Genomic DNA, 17113 nt, shown 5'->3' with positions numbered 1-17113 from the left:
TCCGGCCGTCGAACTTCCAACGAAACCCGTCTATTATTCGTTGATCAGCCGCTTCAGAAGCTCGACTTCGTGCGAAAGCTTGGTGTCTCCCGAAATCAGCTCCTCGATCTTGCGCACGGCGTGCAGCACGGTCGTGTGATCGCGCCCGCCGAACCGACGGCCGATCTCCGGGAAGGAGCGCGGCGTCAGCGTCTTCGACAGATACATGGCGATCTGGCGCGGCTTGACGATGACGCGGGTACGGCGGTTGGACACCAGTTCCTGGCGCGAGACGTTGTAATGCCTTGCGACGATGCGCTGGATATCCTCGATGCGCACACGGCGGGGCTCGCCGGAGCCGACCAGATGGGCGAGCAGCTCGTCGACGCGTTCGATCGACAGGTTCGGCTCGAAGGAGCGGCGGAAGACCAGCTGGTTGAAGGCGCCTTCGAGTTCACGGCCGCTGGCCGTGACGTTGCGGGCGACATGCTGGAGCAGTTCGGCCGGTATATCGAGCGACGGATCTTCGAGCCGGGCGACAGCCAGGCGACGCTTGAGGATTTCGAGACGCATCTCGTAATCCGGCGCGTCGAATTCGATCGCCACACCGCCCTGCAGGCGCGAGCGAACGCGGGGGTCGAGCGACTCCAGCTCCCAGGGCGCACGGTCGGCGGCAACGACGACCTGCTTGGCGCTGTCGAGCAGCATGTTCAGGAGATGGCAGAATTCATGCTGGATCATCTTGCCCTGCAGGAACTGCATGTCGTCGATGATCAAGAGATCGATGTTGCGCAGCGAATCCTTCAGCGTCAGCGCATCATTGTCGCGGATCGCGGTGGCGAAGCGCCACATGAAATATTCGGCCGTCAGATAGACGACGCGCAGAGCTCGCGGGTTCTGCACCGCGGCATTGGCGACCGCCTGCAGCAGGTGGGTCTTGCCGAGGCCGACGGTCGAATGGATGAAGAGCGGGTTGAAGCGCACGGCGCCCTGACCAGCTTCCGCAATCGTCTTTGCAGCCGCAAGTGCGACCCGGTTCGAGCTGCCTTCGACGAAGGTGTCGAAGGTGAAGCGGCTATCGAGCGGCGAACCGAAGAGCGGCGAGCCGAAGCTTGCTGGCCTTGCGGCGGCAACAGCCGAAACCGCCTGCTGGACGGCCTGACCGGCCGGCTGCGCGCTTGTCGGGCGGCGCATCTGCGTGGGGGCGGCTGGTTCCGGCGCGACCGCCTCATCGAGCGCCTTCGTGCCGTGGCGCGTTGCCGTGCGCACCAGGACTTCGATTTTCAGAATTTCCGGATCCTCGGCCTGGAACAGGCCGGTGATGAGATCGAGATAACGATTGTTGATCCACGACTTCAGGAAGGTCGTGGGAACCGAAAGGCGAACCACGCTCTTCGAGACCGAATGCAGCTTCAGCCTGGCAAACCAGCTGGCATAGACGTCAGGACCGACCTGGGCCTTCAAGCGCGCGCTGACGCGCTCAAACAAAATGCTCTGCTTCATTTCCGCCTTTGCTTCGCCCACTTCGAGGCGAATGGAGCCGAACGTCTGCGGTGCCGCATCCCCATTGTCGAGCCCGCCCGTCGTCATCGTATTCATCTGCATAATGCCGCCTTTCAATTCCACCGGGCGGCATCCGCTAAAACAGCCGCCCGATCAATCCCCGCTTTGGCGGGCTGACGGATCCTCATGAGCCGCTCGCCTGCCGGTTCACTCAAAAACACTGGCCCCTCAACGGGACCGACGCAGAACTCCGTTGCAGGGGCCGCATTCATGCGGCAACCTTCATCGGCCTTCCGTGTCAGGCTGGCGATCGAACCTCGTTTTCGGCCGACCAGCCCGAACCCAATATTACTTTACCTTCTCCGGCGGCCTCGCCTTAAACGTGTGGCCACTGAAGGCACAAAACATCCCCGCTCCGTAACAGCCACGTTACGGCTCAAATCCGTCGAGTGCTTGAAAAGACGGAAGCGCAAGGCTCCGTAACAAAAGGCACAAACTCATCGCCCTGCCGACGTGGCAGTTAAAACCGAGCCTCTGCAGGTGATGTCCGCGCCCTCTGTTGGAAGCCATTTAGGCAGGATCAAAGGGCAATATCAACGATGAATTTTACGCAAAATTAACAAGCGGCCATTGACTCCGCCTGCCCTTTTCGGGCGTCACACCAGCGTCAAAAAAGAATCGCAGTTGAATCAAAGAGATTCCCCCGTTCGGGCTATTTTGACACGCATTGAAAGAAAAAAAATAAAATCCTCTTGACTCCCCTGTGGTCCCGGAAGCTCGGGGGAGAGTCGCGCAGTGCAAAAGCATCCTTCCGCAAGCCTTTGTTTTTTAACAATTTTTCCTGTCATGGCGCTGACACGAAACAGTCGTGAGATTAACCATGCAGGGGCTGATCGGTTGAATCGAAAAAGCCCGGTAAAATTACCGGGCTAATCATAAAGAAGAAGTCGTTAACGGAAGATTACGCGGTCGTGGTGACCGAAAGAGCCTTCACACGAGCGGCCAGGCGCGAGACCTTGCGCGATGCCGTGTTGGAATGCAGCACACCCTTGCTGGCGGCGCGGGCAAGCTCGGGCTGAGCAGCCAGGAAAGCTTCCTTCGCCTTGGCGGCGTCACCGGATGCGATGGCCTCTTCGACCTGGCGAACGAAAGTACGAACGCGCGAGCGACGAGCCTTATTGACGTCGGTACGGCGGGCGATCTTGCGGGTCGCTTTTTTCGCCGAAGTTGTATTGGCCATGGATGCCTCTCTCAAGAATTCGAACAAACTCCGCCATTACCGCGGGCCCTGCGGCCACAAAATCCAGCAATGCGGGAGCAATCGCGGAAAACCAAACCGGCTTTCCGAACCGTGGGCGGGCATATAACTCTAAAGCCGGCCCACGTCAACGCGGATTTTCAAGCTTTACCACCGGCAAGCGCCTAAAAGCATTCAACGGTGCGTAAAAGCCGGTTTGCGCTTCTCGACGAAGGCCGCCATGCCTTCTTTCTGGTCGTCCGTGGCAAAGAGACTGTGAAACAGGCGGCGTTCGAAACGCAAGCCCTCCTCCAGCGTCGTCTCGAATGCGCGGTTGACCGCCTCCTTGGCCATCATCACCGAGGGACGCGAAAGCGAAGCGATCTTTTCGGCTGCCGCCAGCGCCTCGTCGATGAGACGCTCGGGCGCCACCACACGCGAAACGAGTCCTGATCGTTCGGCTTCCGCCGCATCCATCATGCGGCCGGTCAGGATGAGATCCATTGCCTTCGCCTTGCCGACGGCGCGCGTCAGCCGCTGCGAGCCGCCCATGCCGGGAATGACGCCGAGGGTGATTTCCGGCTGGCCGAACTTCGCCGTCTCCGAGGCGATGATGAAATCGCACATCATGGCGAGCTCGCAGCCGCCGCCGAGCGCAAAGCCGCTGACGGCGGCGATCACCGGCTTGCGCGCCTTGGCGACCTCATCCCAGCCGCTGATGAAATCACTCTTATAGATATCGGGGAACTCAAGCGGCTGCATCTCCTTGATATCGGCGCCAGCAGCAAAGGCGCGCTCGGAACCGGTCAGCACGATCGCCCCGACCGCCTCGTCGGCGTGGAAGGCGGCATAGGCCTCCTTCAGTTCCTTCAGGACGGTGGAATTCAGCGCATTCAGCGCCTGCGGGCGGTTCAGCGTGACGAGGCCGACATTGCCTCGGGTTTCGACGATCAGGGTCTCATAGGCCATGCTGTTCTCCCGGTTTCTCACTCTTAACTTCTGGCAGGCTTACTTCTGGCAGGTGGCGCAATAGAAGGTGGAGCGACCCGCCTGGACGATGCGGGTGACCGTACCGCCGCAGCCGGGCGTGCGGCAAGCCTGACTTTCGCGATCATAGACGGAGAAGGAATGCTGGAAATAGCCGAGCGATCCGTCGGTCTGGATGTGGTCGCGCAGCGATGATCCGCCGGCGGCGATCGCATCGGCGATGACGTCGCGGATCGAGGCGACGAGCAGGTCGAGCTGCGCCTTCGGCCGGCCAGTCGCCGTCACCAGCGTACCGGCGGCGCGGATCGGCGAAAGATGCGCGCGCCACAGCGCCTCGCAGACATATATATTGCCGAGACCGGCAATGTTCTTCTGGTCAAGCAGCGCACTCTTCAGCGGCTGCGCCTTGTCGCGAAAGCGTTCGGCCAGATAGGCGGCGCTGAGTTCGTTTCCCGTCGGCTCCGGGCCGAGATCGCGGAAGAAGGGATGGGTGGCGAGATCGGCGCGTCCCACCATATCCATAAAGCCGAAACGGCGCGGATCGTTATAGACGACGCGGCGCGGGCCGCTTGTGCCTTCCAAATGGAAGACGACGTGATCGTGCTTCTCGTCCTTCGAGCGGGCATGGTGGAATTCGCCGGGCATGCCGGAGGCGGCTCCCTCCTCGATGCGGCCCTCCTCGATGCGGCCCTCTTCAATGCGGAAGGAACCGGACATGCCGAGATGCGAAATCAGCGTGTTGCCGTCGTCGAGATCGACCAGCAGATATTTGGCGCGGCGGCCAAGGCCGACGATGGTGCGGCCGGAAACCCTGTCGGCGAAAGCGTCGGGAAAGGGGAAGCGCAGATCGCCGCGGCGCAGCTCCAGCCTGATGACGCGCGTGCCCTCCATCGCCGGCGTCAGGCCGCGTTTCACCGTTTCGACTTCTGGCAATTCCGGCATCTTAACCCATCTATCTGTAACGTGTTTCAACCGACGACGATGTGCGCTATAGCGCCAGTGTGCCGCGGAAAACGCGGCCCATAGATAACGTCGCGCGCGGTCTTTCGCTATGGCCGTCGCGCCCGAATCGTCAGGAACGGAGCAGTCTGATGTCAGAAAGCCGCACTTCCGCCGATGGCGGCATGGAGACCTCCTATGGCTTCCGCCAAGTGGCTGACGGCGAGAAGCAGGGCCTGGTCAACCAGGTGTTCCACAAGGTCGCCAAGCGCTACGACATCATGAACGACGTCATGTCGATGGGCATGCATCGCGCCTGGAAGGATGCGATGATCTCGGCGCTGAGCCCGCGCAAGGAGTCGGGTTACAAGGTGCTGGACGTTGCCGGCGGCACGGGTGATATCGCCTTCCGCATCGTCGAGGCCTCGGGCCGACAGGCGCATGCCACCGTACTCGACATCAACGGCTCGATGCTCGGCGTCGGCGCCGAGCGGGCGGAAAAGAAGAAACTTTCCGGCAATCTTACTTTCGTCGAGGCGAATGCCGAGGAACTGCCTTTCGAGGCAGGCAGCTTCGACGCCTATACGATCGCCTTCGGCATCCGCAACGTGCCGAGGATCGATGCGGCGCTGTCTGAGGCCTATCGCGTCTTGAAGCGCGGCGGGCGGCTGCTGGTGCTGGAATTTTCCGAAGTCGATATGCCGCTTCTCGACAAGATCTACGACGCCTGGTCGTTCAACGCCATTCCCCAATTCGGCAAGGCGATCACCGGCGATGCCGAACCCTACCAATATCTGGTGGAATCGATCCGCAAGTTCCCGAACCAGGAGAATTTCGCGGCAATGATCCGCCAGGCCGGCTTTTCGCGCGTCACCTTCACCAATTATACCGGCGGCATCGCCGCACTCCATTCCGGCTGGAAGCTCTGAGGGATGATGCAGGCTACACGCTTTCCTTCATTCCTGTCCGTGGCCGCCCCTTCGCAAGCAGGCCAGCCTGCATGAGTACTTTCGGCGCCTATTTCCGCCTTTGGCGCGTCGGCTGGGTGCTCGTGCGTGAGGGTGTCGTGTCAGCCCTTCCTTCCGAAGGGCTGCCGCCTCCGGTCGCGCTCGCCAAATCCTTCGTCACGATTTTCGAGCGAAGCAAGGCGCGGCATCAGAAGCGCAGCGACCGGTTGGCCCAGGCTGTCGAGCGGCTCGGTCCTTCCTATGTGAAGATCGGTCAGTTCCTGGCGACGCGACCGGATGTCGTCGGCGTCGAATTCGCCAACGACCTGTCGCAGCTTCAGGACCGCATGGCCTTCTTTCCCTCGGCGGCCGCCAAGGCCAATATCGAAGGCTCGCTCGGACGGCCGATCGGCGAACTCTATGCGAGCTTCGGCGATCCGATCGCCGCCGCCTCGATCGCGCAGGTACATCCGGCCGAGGTCGAGAGTGCCGAGGGCCGGAAGAAGGTCGCCGTCAAGATCGTGCGGCCCGGCGTGCGCCAGCGCTTTGCCCATGACATCGAGGCGATGTATCTCGTTGCCCGTATGCAGGAGCGTTTCCTGCCGTCCAGCCGGCGGCTGCGGCCGGTCGAGGTGACGAAGACGCTGGAGCAGACGACCAAGGTGGAGATGGACCTTCGCCTGGAGGCGGCCGCTCTTTCCGAGATCGCCGAGAATACCGAACGGGATCCCGGCTTCCGCGTGCCGAAGGTCGATTGGGAACGCACCGGGCGCGACGTCATCACCATGGAGTGGATCGACGGCACGAGGATGTCCGATGTCGACGGCCTGCGCGCGGCGGGCCACGATCTCAACCTGCTTGCCGATACGCTGATCCAGTCGTTCCTGCGCCACACGCTGCGCGACGGCTTCTTCCATGCCGACATGCATCCGGGCAATCTATTCGTCGACGCAGACGGCATGATCGTCGCCGTCGACATGGGCATCGTCGGGCGGCTGGGCAAGAAGGAGCGGCGGTTCCTCGCCGAAATCCTCTATGGCTTCATCACCCGCGACTATATCCGGGTTGCCGAAGTGCACTTCGAGGCCGGCTATGTGCCCAGCCACCACAATGTCGAAAGCTTCGCCCAGGCGATCCGGGCAATCGGCGAGCCGATCCATGGACAGCCGGCCGAGACGATCTCGATGGGCAAGCTGCTGACGCTGCTGTTCGAAGTGACCGAACTCTTCGACATGGCGACGCGGCCGGAGCTGGTGATGCTGCAGAAGACCATGGTCGTGGTCGAAGGCGTGTCGCGCATGCTCAATCCGCGCTTCAACATGTGGAAGGCCTCCGAGCCTGTCGTCGGCGACTGGATCCGCACCAATCTCGGTCCGAAACGGATCGCCACCGATCTCAAGGACGGGCTGAAGGCGGCAGTCAAGCTCGCCGAAGCCGTGCCGGAAATCGCGGCAAAGACCGAAAAATTCCACCATCAGCTGCTGCATATGAGCGAGCACGGCTTACGTTTCGACGCTGAGACGGCGGAGGCGATCGGCAAGGCCGAAGCGCGGCACAACCGCTCGGGCAGGATTGCGCTGTGGATCATTGCATTGACGCTTGTCTATATTGCCTGGATGCTGAGCTGATCGCCTGTCAAAAACATGCTGTGTTCGGCATTTGGGATATCCCATGTGGCGGAGGGCTCGCTTAGTCTCGCAGTCAGAGCATGATGCCGAACAGTGTGAACGGTTTTCGGGCGACATCATGCTCTGCATCCTGTTCTAGGGAGATAGGCACATGAAGCACGAACGCCTTGGCATCGAACTTTCCGGACGCCCCCTCGGTTTTGCCGAGATGGTGACGATCGGGGCGGGCAAGGCTGCCGTTTCGGCTTCGGCGACAGGCATGGCCCGCATCGCGATCGCCCGCGAGATCGTCGAGGATGCGATTGCTTCCGGCATGCCGGTTTACGGCTCGACGACCGGCGTCGGCGCCATGAAAGATGTGGAGTGGTCGGCCGACGAGCTCGACACCTTCAATCTCGGCCTGGTACGCGCCCATCATTTCGGCACCGGGACACCCTTTTCCTGCAATATCGTGCGCAATGCCATGGCGATCCGTATCAACACGGCGCTGACCGGCCAGGTCGGCTGCACGCCGGAGCTGATCCAAGCCTATATCAGGATGCTCGAGGCCGATCTCATCCCGGTCGTGCGCCGTACCGGCTCGATCGGCTGTGCGGATATCGGGTTGATGGGGCAGATCGGCGCGGTGCTGACCGGCGTCGGCGAAGCAATCTATCGCGGCAACCGGATGCAGGCGGCCGAGGCTTTCCAGGCGGCCGGGCTGGAACCGATGCGGATGGCGCCGCGCGACAGCCTTGCCTCGCTCAGCATCAATGCGGTGAGCTTTGCCTCGGCAGCGGAAACGACGCGCAACGCCGCGGCCTCGATCCGCGTCCTGCTGGCGACGGCGATGATGGCAGCCGGCGCGCTTGGCGCTTCCCGCGATCCCTGGAAGGCGGTCCGGCATGTCGGAACGGCGCGTGAGGCGCTGATCGGCGCCTGGCTCTGCAATGCCTCTGACGAGTGGAACTGGCCTGTGGCAACGCATGTGCAGGATCCGCTCAGCCTGCGCATGATCGCGCAGGTGTTCGGCGCGGTGATCGAAAACCTCTTATCGACCGGCCACAAGATCCTTGCCGCCACCGGGCGCTCCGACGACAATCCCGTCGTGGTCGAAGGCCGAGTGATGACGTCGGGCGGCTCGCTGCCGCTCGATGTGACGATCCTGCTCGAATCGGCAGCACTCTGCATGGCGCATGCGGCGCGCAACGCCTTCAACCGCTGCGTCATTCTCGGCAACGGCCAGCGGCGCGACCTGCCGGTCAATCTCGTGCCGCCGGGGCGGATCGCCACCGGTTTCGGGCCGATTATCAAGCTTGCCGGCGAGATCTTCTCGCGCGTGCTGTCGATGTCCAATCCCGTGTCGGCCCAGTCGCTGGTCGTCGCAGCCGGGCTGGAGGACGAGGCAGCCTTCCTGCCGCTCGTCATCGAACGCTTCGACCGGCAGATGCGGGCGCTGAAGCGTCTCGCAGCGCTCGAGGCGCTGCTGTCGGCCCAGGCGATCGATATTCTCGGCGATGAACCGAAGGGTGTCGCCGCCATGCTCTACGAGGTCGTGCGCAAACATGCGGATTTCTATACGATCGACCGGCCGCTTTCAGCGGAGGTGGAGGCGATCGAGGAGGAGCTCGGTTCAGACGACTTCGTCTCGAAGCTGACCGAGCAGGTTCCAATCGCCTCCTTCGACGATTTCTTCGCCCTCGGCTCGCTGGTGCGTATCGAGGAGCGGCTGGCAGGTCAGGAACCGGCAACAGTCTGATCTGGTTTAGGGAGGAAGCGGCATGGACTTCGATCTCGTTTTGCAGGGCACGGTGGTGCTGCCGGACCGCATTCTCGACGAGGGCTATGTCGCCGTGCGCGACGGCAAGATCGCCGAGATCGGCCTCGGCGTGCCGCCTGCGGGCCGCGAACGGCACCTGTTCGGAAAAGCGCTGATCCTGCCCGGCGCGATCGACGCGCAGGTGCATTCGCTTTCGCAGAAGGACCAGGAAGATTTCATCTGGTCGACGCGCTCGGCGGCAGCCGGCGGCGTGACAACGATCGTCGACATGCCCTATGACGAGGGCAATCTCGTCTGCTCGGCAGCGGCGGTGAAGCGGAAGATCGACCATGCCAGTCCGCAGGCGCGCGTCGATTTCGCGCTGTACGGCACCGTCGATCCGGAAGAAGGCCCGGCGCGCATCCGCGAAATGGTGGAGGCAGGCGTTGCAGCCTTCAAATTCTCGACATTCGGTACCGACCCGAAGCGCTTTCCGCGCATTCCACCGGCCCTGCTCGACGCCTGCTTTGCGGCAATCGCGCCGACGGGGCTGACGGCGGGCGTACACAATGAAGACGACGAGGCGGTGCGCGCTTACATCGAACAGGTGAAGGCGAGCAGCATCACCGATTGGCGGGCGCACGGCCTGTCGCGGCCGCCGATCACCGAGCTGCTGGCGATGCATACGATCTTCGAAACGGGTGCTCATACCGGCTGCCCGGCGCATGTGGTGCACTGCTCGCTCGAGCGCGGCTACGATATCGCGCGCGCCTATCGCCGCGACGGCTTTGGAGCGACGGTCGAATGCTGCATCCACTATCTGACGCTCGACGAGGAAAACGACGTGAAGCGCCTCGGCGGCAAGGCGAAGATCAATCCGCCCGTGCGGCCGCGCGCCGAGGTGGAGAGGCTCTGGCGGAAGGTGGCCGAGGGCGATGTCTGGCTGGTCTCGACCGATCACGTCAGCTGGTCGGAAAACCGCAAGACCAATCCGGACATGCTTGCCAATGCCTCCGGCGTTCCCGGTCTCGAGGTGATGGTGCCGCTGTTTGTCAAAGGCGCCGTCGAACGCGGCATTCCGCTGACATGGGCAGCCAGGCTGATGGCGGAGAACCCGGCGAAGCATTTCCGGCTCGACCATATCAAGGGCGCGCTGACCCCGGGCAAGGATGCCGATATCGTCGTGCTGGAGCCGCGCGACAGTGTCTATGACGCCGCCGTGAGCGGCAACAACGTCGTCGGCTGGAGCCCCTATAACGGCATCCGCCTGCCCTGGACCGTCTCGGCCACCTATCTGCGCGGCGAAAAGATTGCCGAGGGCGCGAAGGTGCTGGCCGAGCCCGGCGCCGGCCGCTTCGTACGGCCTTTGCCGCGCCAGGTCATTGCGGGAGCTGAAACATGAGCCGCAATCTTCCCGTCAATGCCAGCCGGATCGCTGACGATATCGATACGCTGGCCGGGATCACCGAGCCGGGGCATCCCTGGACGCGGCGGGCCTTCTCGCCGCTCTTTCTCGATGGCCGGGCCTATATCGAAGCGCGGATGAAGGCGGCGGGGCTGGAAACGCGGATCGATGCAGCCGGCAATCTGATCGGAAGGCGGACAGGCCGAAAACCGTGGCTCGGCACGATCATGGTCGGCTCGCATTCCGACACGGTGCCGGATGGCGGCCGCTTTGACGGCATCGCCGGCGTAATCTCGGCGCTGGAGGTGGCGCGGGCGCTGCGCGATCAGAATATCGAACTCGATCACGATCTCGAAATCGTCGATTTCCTTGCCGAGGAAGTGAGCATCTTCGGCGTCTCCTGCATCGGCAGTCGCGGCATGACCGGCCAACTGCCGGAAGCTTGGCTTTCGCGCGTCAGCGACGGGCGCGACCTGGCCGAGGGCATCGTCCAGGTCGGTGGCAGACCCGATGTGCTGATGCAGCAGAACAGGCCCGATATAGCAGGCTTTCTGGAGCTTCATATCGAACAAGGCCCGGTGCTCGAAGCTGAAAAGGAGGATATCGGCATCGTTACTGCGATCTCAGGCATCACCCGCATCGAGATCACCGTCGAAGGGCGGGCCGACCATGCCGGCACGACGCCGATGGACCGGCGGGCGGATGCGCTGGTGGCGGCGGCGCAGCTGGTGCTCGACATCCGCAATGCCGCCGCCGAGCTTGCCAGAACGCCGGGGCACTTCGCCGCCACCGTCGGCGAATTCAGGATCGAGCCGAATGCCGCCAATGTCGTGCCGTCGAAGGTGGTGCTGCTGATCGATGGCCGTGCCGAAATCCGCGCCGACATGGAGGCATTCTGCCGCTGGCTCGACGGCCATGTCGAAAAGCTGGCAGGCGCCTACGGCGTGACGATCAAGACGCCGAACCGGGTTTCCGACAATCAGCCGACGCCTGGCGATGCCGGACTGCTGTCGATCTTGGAGGCTGCCTGCGAACGGGTCGGCGCAAAACATCGGCGCATGGCCTCCGGTGCGGGACACGATACCGCTTGGATCGCCAAGGTGGCGCCGGCGGCGATGATCTTCGTGCCTTGCCGGGACGGCCGCAGCCATTCGGCCGACGAGTGGGCTGAAAACGACGATATCGCGCTCGGAGCGGCCGTGCTGTTCGAGGCGGTGCGCGAGATGGACACGAGCTTGAATCAGGAGAGGACCGATGGGACGCATACTCGTTGAGAAGGACGTGGAAGCTGCCGTCAAAGGCGGCTCCGTCTATGCCGCCGGCGGCGGCGGCTGGGCCGATCACGGACGGATGCTCGGGCTTGCCGCCGTCAATGTCGGCAAGCCGGAGCTGGTCTCGATCGACGAGTTGAAGGACGAGGACTGGATTGCGACTGCGGCCGCGATCGGCGCACCGGCCTCCACCACCCCCTGGGAAATGCAGGGCATCGACTATGTGAAATCCGTGCAATTGCTGCAGGAGGCGCTGGGTGAAAAGCTTTCCGGGCTGATCATCGGCCAGAACGGCAAATCCTCGACGCTGAACGGCTGGCTGCCGTCGGCGATCCTCGGCACCAAGGTTGTCGACGCGGTCGGCGACATCCGCGCGCATCCGACGGGCGACATGGGTTCGATCGGTATGGCCGGTTCGCCCGAGCCGATGATCCAGACCGCTGTCGGCGGCAATCGCGCCGAGAACCGTTACATCGAACTGGTGGTGAAGGGGGCGACGGCGAAGATCTCGCCGGTGCTGCGCGCTGCTGCCGACCAATCCGGCGGCTTCATCGCCAGCTGCCGCAATCCGCTCCGCGCCTCCTATGTCCGCGCCCATGCGGCGCTCGGCGGCATCTCGATGGCGCTTGCGCTCGGCGAGGCGATTATCGCGGCGGAGAAGCGCGGCGGATCTGCCGTCATCGACGCGATCTGCAAGACGACGGGCGGCCATATCCTTGCCGAAGGCGTCATCACCCGCAAGGACGTCGTCTACACCAAGGAAGCCTTCGACATCGGCACGATCACTGTCGGCTCGGGCGGAACATCGGTGACGCTGCATGTCATGAACGAATATATGGCGGTGGACGATGCGGATGGCAAAAGGCTTGCCACCTTCCCCGCCGTCATCACCACGCTTTCACCGGAGGGCGAGCCGCTCAGCGTCGGCCAGCTTCAGGAGGGCATGCATGTCTTCATCCTGCATGTGCCGATGGAGATCATTCCGCTGTCGGCAAGCGTGCTCGATCCGACCGTCTATCCTGTCGTCGAAAAGGCGATGGGGATCGAGATCGCACGTTATGCACTGGCGACGAGGGCCTGAGCCATGGCGCGCGATCCCGGTCTTGAAGAATTGATGCGTGAGGAACTCGGCGATCGACCGGGCCTTGCCGAAAAACCCATGTTCGGCGGCCGGGCCTTCATGCTGAACGGCAATCTTCTCTGCTGCGCGCGCCATGACGGCATGCTGATCCGCCTCGGCAAGGGCAATGACGGCTGGGCGCTGGCGCTGCCGGGCGTGATCCAGATGCTGTCGGGCGAGCGGGTGATGCATGGCTGGGTGCGAGGCGGTGCCGAAGTTTACGGCGACGATGCTCTCAGACGGCGTTTGCTTGATGCGGCGCTCGCCTATGTGGAGTCGCTGCCAAGTAAATAACGAATGAAGGCGGAGCAAAACGAGGAACCCACGATGCCGAAGGCCAATCCACGTCATCCGAAATTTCCGATTCCCGGCGGACCGGAACTGCGCGCCAAGGGCTGGCGGCAGGAGGCGCTGCTGCGGCTCCTCGAAAATGTGCTCTCCGTCGGCGAGGACCCCGACAACCTGATCGTCTATGCCGCTCTCGGCAAGGCGGCCCGCAACTGGGCGGCGCACAGGGGCATCGTCAAAGCGCTGACCGAGATGGAGGAGGACCAGACGCTGCTCATCCAGTCCGGCAAGCCGATCGGGCTCGTTCGAACGCATGCCAAGGCACCGCTGGTCATCATGGCGAACTGCAATATCGTCGGGCAATGGGCAAAGGCCGAAGTGTTCTACGAGCTGCAGCGCAAGGGGCTGATCTGCTGGGGCGGGCTGACGGCCGGCGCCTGGCAATATATCGGCAGCCAGGGTGTCATCCAGGGCACGTATGAGATCTTCATGCGCATCGCCGAGCGGCGCTTCGGCGGCGACCTTCTCGGCCGGTTCGTGCTGACGGCCGGCCTCGGCGGCATGGGCGGAGCGCAGCCGCTTGCCGGCCGCATGGCAGGCGCTGCGATCCTCTGCGTCGACATCGATCCGGAGCGGGCCCGCAAGCGCCAGCAGATCGGTTATCTCCAGGAAATCGCGCCCGATCTCGACACCGCCCTTCAGATGATCTATGCGGCGGTGAAGGACAAGCGGGCGCTTTCCGTCGGCCTCGTCGGCAATGCGGCGGAGGTTTATCCGGAAATCGCCCGGCGCGGCATCGTGCCCGACATCGTCACCGACCAGACCTCGGCGCACGACCTCGTCTATGGTTACGTGCCGAAGGGCATGAGCCTCGAGCAGGTCAAGGGCCTGCGTGACGATGGCCAAGGGCAATTGATGGCGGCAAGCCGGGCCTCGATCGTCGAGCACGTGACGGCGATGCTGGAATTCCAGAAGCGTGGCTCGGAAGTCTTCGACAACGGCAATCTGATCCGCACGCAGGCCAAAGAGGGCGGCGTCGCCCACGCCTTCGACATTCCGATCTTCACCGAAGCCTATCTAAGGCCGTTGTTTGCCCGGGCGATCGGCCCATTCCGCTGGATGGCGCTTTCGGGCGAGGAGAGCGATATCGCTCGCATCGACGACCTGCTGCTTGAGATGTTCCCCGACAACAAGATCATCACCAACTGGATCCGGCTGGCGCGCGAGCACGTGCCCTTCGAGGGGCTGCCGGCCCGCATCGCCTGGCTCGGCCATGGCGAACGCACTGCACTCGCCCGCCGCGTCAATGCGCTCGTTGCGAGCGGCGAACTCAAAGGCCCGGTCGCATTCTCGCGCGACCATCTCGATGCCGGCGCCATGGCGCATCCGAACATCATGACTGAGGGGATGAAGGACGGATCCGACGCGATCGCCGACTGGCCGCTGATCGATGCGATGATGCTCTGCTCCTCGATGGCCGATCTCGTCGTCGTCCATTCCGGCGGCGGCGGCTATGCCGGCTACATGACGAGCTGCGGCGTCACCGTTATCGCCGACGGCACGGACGCCGCCGACGAACGGCTCGACCACGCGCTGACCAACGATACAGCGCTTGGCGTCATGCGTTACGCCGATGCCGGTTACGAGGAGGCGCTGGACGAGGTGGCGAAGAAGCACGTGCCCTATATCCGGCTTGGTTGAAATGGACCACGATCTGCTATATATCATTGTCATATCCTGCCGAGGACGATGACATGGAAACAGCAAAGATCTTTTGGTCGGGACGTTCCCAAGCCGTCCGACTGCCCAAGGAATTCCGCTTTGATGGCGATAGCGTCACCATTCGACGGCAGGGGCGTGCGATCATTCTCGAGCCGATTTCCGATGATTGGGACTGGCTTGCCGACGTGGCCGGTCCAGTTGATCAGGACTTTGCGACAGCTGCGGAAGAGAAACCTGCCGGGCAGGAGAGACCCGAACTCGACTTCTTCAAATGAAGTACCTGCTCGATGCGAATGCCGTCATTGCCCTGATGAAGGTCAATTAGCGCCTCATCGCCGAACTGCGCAAACACAGACCGCAAGATTTCGCCATACCGGCAATCGTTGCGCATGAACTCTTCTATGGCGCTTACAAAAGCCTCCGTATCGATGAGAATTTGGCGCGGATCGATGCGTTGCAATTCGATATCCTGGAATTCGACCGGAACGACGCGCGCAAGGCAGGGGAAATCCGCGCGGCGCTGCAGGCATTGGGAACGCCGATCGGGCCCTATGACGTCCTGATTGCCGGACAAGCCGCCGCACGCGGCCTCATCCTGATCACCCGCAATCTGCGTGAATTCGAGCGCGTGGCTGATTTACAAACCGAGAATTGGGAAGGTTAGCTTCGATCAAGTCGTTTGGGCGGCGCCTCAGGCGATCGGATTGGAGACTTCGAGGAGGTTGCCGTCGGGGTCCCTGAAATAGACTGAGCGTAGACGTCCGGTCGCACCGGTGCGCTCGACCGGGCCCTCTTCGATCGCAACGCCCGCGGCCTGTAGATCAGCGATGACATCGGCAAGCGGCGTCTCGGCGATGAAGCAGAGGTCGCCGGAGCCGGGTGTGGGATGTGCCGCCTTGGGATCGAATTCGCGGCCGGCCTGGTGCAGGTTGATCTTCTGGTCGCCGAATTTCAGCGCCTTGCGGCCTTTCGCGAAGGTTTCGACCGACATGCCGAGGATGCGGGAATAGAAATCGCAGGTGATGGCGATATCGGCGACGGTCAGCACGACATGGTCGAGGCGGTCTATGCGGATCATGCTTTTCTCCTCGCGAATTGCTGGGCAAAACAGGCGGAGACAAAGGCCAGCGCCAGCATAGCAAGCGTGAAGATAACGACGGCGACCCAGCCTTCAACCGCGAAGAACCAGCCGCCCGCCGAACCCATGAGACTGGAGCCGACATAATAGGCGAGCATATAGAGCGAAGAAGCGTGGCCCTTGGTGCCATGCGCCAGCTTGCCGACAAGGCCGCTGGCGATGGAATGGCTCATGAAGAAGCCGGTCGTCAGCACTGTTATACCGAGGATGATGACCGGGAGAGAGGCAAAGAGCGTCAGAGCGCTGCCGGCGGCGGTGAGCGCCAGACCGAAGAGAAGCACGGAAAAGTGCCCGATCCGGTCTCCCAGCAGGCCGCCGATCGAAGAGGCGCCGATGCCGAAGAGATAGACGGTGAAGATCAGGCCGAGTTCGGTCTGGTTGAGGTCGTAAGGCGGCGCCACGAGGCGGAAGCCGGCATAATTGTAGATGGTCACGAAGGAGCCCATCGCCAGGAAGGCGATGGCGAAGATGAAGGGCAGCGCCGGATTGGTAAGATGGCCGAACCAGGCCTTTGCATGAAAGCGCGGATCGAAGCCCGGCCGGCGGACGAAATTGCGTGACGGCGGCAAGAGGGCGATGAAGCCGATTGCGGCGGCAAGGCCAATGGCGCCGATGATGAAGAGCGCCGGGCGCCAGGTGAGATATTCGGCGAAGATGCCGGTCAACACGCGGCCGGACATGCCGCCGAAGGCCGTGCCGCCGACATAGAGGCCCATGGTGGCGCCAAGGCCGCGCGGGTCGATTTCCTCGGCGAGATAGGCCATGGCGACAGCAGGCACGCCGCCGAGAACGAGACCCTGGAGGGCACGGATGACGAGCAGCAGGTGCCAGTTCGGGGCGAAGGCCGTGGCGATGGTCAGCAATGCCGCGCCGACCAGCGATATCGACATCAGGCTTCGGCGGCCAAGGCCTTCCGAGACGGCGGCGGCGCATACAATCGCGACCGCGAGGAAGCCGGTGGAGAGCGAGAGGGACAGCGAGCTTTCGGCCGGGCTGACGGAGAATTGCTGTGAGAAGATCGGCAGCAGCGGCTGCACGCAATAGAGCAGCGAGAAGGTGGAGAAGCCGGACAGGAAGAGCGCCAGGCTGGCGCGGCGATAGGCGCCGGTCCCGCGGGTCAGATAGTGCTTCTGCCCTGGGATCGCGGCTGTCTCGGAGGTCTTCATTGCATGCACTGACGTCGGCATATTGTCATCCTTCCACCTCCGATC

16 protein-coding genes are annotated in these 17113 nt (G+C 62.9%); 10 read left to right on the top strand and 6 right to left on the bottom strand.

Features of this window, described 5'->3' with window-relative positions; all coding sequences use genetic code 11:
- Positions 1 to 33 precede the first annotated feature (33 nt).
- From dnaA to mutM, 4 genes are all read right to left on the bottom strand, one after another.
- Positions 34 to 1584 carry a chromosomal replication initiator protein DnaA gene (gene dnaA, locus V8P77_RS04900; RefSeq protein WP_017958684.1) on the bottom strand — a complete coding sequence of 517 codons (1551 nt, stop codon included), beginning with the start codon at positions 1582 to 1584 and terminating at the stop codon, positions 34 to 36.
- A gap of 859 nt (positions 1585 to 2443) precedes the next feature.
- Positions 2444 to 2722, bottom strand: coding sequence for a 30S ribosomal protein S20 (gene rpsT, locus V8P77_RS04895; protein WP_003544819.1), 279 nt, complete (start codon positions 2720 to 2722; stop codon positions 2444 to 2446).
- Positions 2723 to 2914: 192 nt separating this feature from the next.
- Positions 2915 to 3688 carry an enoyl-CoA hydratase gene (locus V8P77_RS04890; protein WP_335911042.1) on the bottom strand — a complete coding sequence of 258 codons (774 nt, stop codon included), beginning with the start codon at positions 3686 to 3688 and terminating at the stop codon, positions 2915 to 2917.
- A 39-nt stretch (positions 3689 to 3727) separates the two neighbouring features.
- Positions 3728 to 4648, bottom strand: a complete 921-nt coding sequence (gene mutM, locus V8P77_RS04885; RefSeq protein WP_335911040.1) for a bifunctional DNA-formamidopyrimidine glycosylase/DNA-(apurinic or apyrimidinic site) lyase — start codon at positions 4646 to 4648, stop codon at positions 3728 to 3730.
- Between the two features lie 149 nt (positions 4649 to 4797).
- Here mutM and ubiE point away from each other — a divergent pair, with 149 nt between their 5' ends.
- From ubiE to V8P77_RS04835, 10 genes are all read left to right on the top strand, one after another.
- Positions 4798 to 5574, top strand: coding sequence for a bifunctional demethylmenaquinone methyltransferase/2-methoxy-6-polyprenyl-1,4-benzoquinol methylase UbiE (ubiE, locus tag V8P77_RS04880; RefSeq protein ID WP_335911038.1), 777 nt, complete (start codon positions 4798 to 4800; stop codon positions 5572 to 5574).
- A gap of 71 nt (positions 5575 to 5645) precedes the next feature.
- Complete coding sequence (gene ubiB, locus V8P77_RS04875) at positions 5646 to 7220, top strand: 2-polyprenylphenol 6-hydroxylase (protein ID WP_335911036.1); 1575 nt, start codon at positions 5646 to 5648, stop codon at positions 7218 to 7220.
- A 151-nt stretch (positions 7221 to 7371) separates the two neighbouring features.
- Complete coding sequence (locus V8P77_RS04870) at positions 7372 to 8958, top strand: aromatic amino acid lyase (protein ID WP_131639896.1); 1587 nt, start codon at positions 7372 to 7374, stop codon at positions 8956 to 8958.
- 22 nt (positions 8959 to 8980) lie between these two features.
- On the top strand, positions 8981 to 10360 hold the full coding sequence (gene ertD / locus V8P77_RS04865; protein ID WP_335911031.1) for a hydantoin-5-propionate amidohydrolase: 1380 nt from the start codon (positions 8981 to 8983) through the stop codon (positions 10358 to 10360).
- Positions 10357 to 11637: a Zn-dependent hydrolase gene (locus V8P77_RS04860; protein ID WP_335911029.1), complete on the top strand. Its 1281-nt coding sequence runs from the start codon at positions 10357 to 10359 to the stop codon at positions 11635 to 11637. The genes ertD and V8P77_RS04860 overlap by 4 nt, the downstream gene beginning before the upstream one ends.
- Positions 11618 to 12715 (top strand): thiohydantoin desulfurase, encoded by a 1098-nt coding sequence (gene ertC / locus V8P77_RS04855; protein WP_335911027.1) that lies wholly within the window; start codon positions 11618 to 11620, stop codon positions 12713 to 12715. The genes V8P77_RS04860 and ertC overlap by 20 nt, the downstream gene beginning before the upstream one ends.
- A 3-nt stretch (positions 12716 to 12718) precedes the next feature.
- Positions 12719 to 13048 (top strand): TfoX/Sxy family protein, encoded by a 330-nt coding sequence (locus tag V8P77_RS04850; protein WP_182208931.1) that lies wholly within the window; start codon positions 12719 to 12721, stop codon positions 13046 to 13048.
- Positions 13049 to 13081: 33 nt separating this feature from the next.
- Positions 13082 to 14743 carry a thiourocanate hydratase gene (gene ertB, locus V8P77_RS04845; RefSeq protein ID WP_335911025.1) on the top strand — a complete coding sequence of 554 codons (1662 nt, stop codon included), beginning with the start codon at positions 13082 to 13084 and terminating at the stop codon, positions 14741 to 14743.
- Positions 14744 to 14796: 53 nt separating this feature from the next.
- The gene (locus V8P77_RS04840) at positions 14797 to 15039 is read left to right on the top strand and encodes an AbrB/MazE/SpoVT family DNA-binding domain-containing protein (RefSeq protein WP_018495663.1); all 243 of its coding nucleotides are present in this window, start codon (positions 14797 to 14799) and stop codon (positions 15037 to 15039) included.
- A gap of 56 nt (positions 15040 to 15095) precedes the next feature.
- Complete coding sequence (locus V8P77_RS04835) at positions 15096 to 15428, top strand: type II toxin-antitoxin system VapC family toxin (RefSeq protein WP_335911198.1); 333 nt, start codon at positions 15096 to 15098, stop codon at positions 15426 to 15428.
- A gap of 27 nt (positions 15429 to 15455) precedes the next feature.
- Here the strand turns inward: V8P77_RS04835 and V8P77_RS04830 are convergent, their stop codons facing one another.
- Positions 15456 to 15842 carry a VOC family protein gene (locus V8P77_RS04830; RefSeq protein WP_335911024.1) on the bottom strand — a complete coding sequence of 129 codons (387 nt, stop codon included), beginning with the start codon at positions 15840 to 15842 and terminating at the stop codon, positions 15456 to 15458.
- Positions 15839 to 17089: an MFS transporter gene (locus tag V8P77_RS04825; protein ID WP_335911023.1), complete on the bottom strand. Its 1251-nt coding sequence runs from the start codon at positions 17087 to 17089 to the stop codon at positions 15839 to 15841. The genes V8P77_RS04830 and V8P77_RS04825 overlap by 4 nt, the downstream gene beginning before the upstream one ends.
- Between the last annotated feature and the right edge of the window lie 24 nt (positions 17090 to 17113).

It is taken from the genome of Rhizobium aouanii (assembly GCF_037002925.1).
GTDB lineage: Bacteria > Pseudomonadota > Alphaproteobacteria > Rhizobiales > Rhizobiaceae > Rhizobium > Rhizobium aouanii.
The sequence above is the reverse complement of the archived record's forward strand: the minus strand, read 5'-3'. Positions and strand labels throughout refer to the sequence as shown.

What these genes read in the sequence shown, in the direction of transcription:
- V8P77_RS04850 (WP_182208931.1), top strand. Translation starts at nt 12,719, where the DNA reads ATGGCGCGCGATCCCGGTCTTGAAGAATTGATGCGTGAGGAACTCGGC.
- ertB (WP_335911025.1), top strand. Translation starts at nt 13,082, where the DNA reads ATGCCGAAGGCCAATCCACGTCATCCGAAATTTCCGATTCCCGGCGGA.
- V8P77_RS04860 (WP_335911029.1), top strand. Translation starts at nt 10,357, where the DNA reads ATGAGCCGCAATCTTCCCGTCAATGCCAGCCGGATCGCTGACGATATC.
- ubiB (WP_335911036.1), top strand. Translation starts at nt 5,646, where the DNA reads ATGAGTACTTTCGGCGCCTATTTCCGCCTTTGGCGCGTCGGCTGGGTG.
- ertC (WP_335911027.1), top strand. Translation starts at nt 11,618, where the DNA reads ATGGGACGCATACTCGTTGAGAAGGACGTGGAAGCTGCCGTCAAAGGC.
- V8P77_RS04840 (WP_018495663.1), top strand. Translation starts at nt 14,797, where the DNA reads ATGGAAACAGCAAAGATCTTTTGGTCGGGACGTTCCCAAGCCGTCCGA.
- V8P77_RS04830 (WP_335911024.1), bottom strand. Translation starts at nt 15,842, where the DNA reads ATGATCCGCATAGACCGCCTCGACCATGTCGTGCTGACCGTCGCCGAT.
- V8P77_RS04825 (WP_335911023.1), bottom strand. Translation starts at nt 17,089, where the DNA reads ATGCCGACGTCAGTGCATGCAATGAAGACCTCCGAGACAGCCGCGATC.
- V8P77_RS04890 (WP_335911042.1), bottom strand. Translation starts at nt 3,688, where the DNA reads ATGGCCTATGAGACCCTGATCGTCGAAACCCGAGGCAATGTCGGCCTC.
- dnaA (WP_017958684.1), bottom strand. Translation starts at nt 1,584, where the DNA reads ATGCAGATGAATACGATGACGACGGGCGGGCTCGACAATGGGGATGCG.
- V8P77_RS04870 (WP_131639896.1), top strand. Translation starts at nt 7,372, where the DNA reads ATGAAGCACGAACGCCTTGGCATCGAACTTTCCGGACGCCCCCTCGGT.
- ertD (WP_335911031.1), top strand. Translation starts at nt 8,981, where the DNA reads ATGGACTTCGATCTCGTTTTGCAGGGCACGGTGGTGCTGCCGGACCGC.
- mutM (WP_335911040.1), bottom strand. Translation starts at nt 4,648, where the DNA reads ATGCCGGAATTGCCAGAAGTCGAAACGGTGAAACGCGGCCTGACGCCG.
- rpsT (WP_003544819.1), bottom strand. Translation starts at nt 2,722, where the DNA reads ATGGCCAATACAACTTCGGCGAAAAAAGCGACCCGCAAGATCGCCCGC.
- ubiE (WP_335911038.1), top strand. Translation starts at nt 4,798, where the DNA reads ATGTCAGAAAGCCGCACTTCCGCCGATGGCGGCATGGAGACCTCCTAT.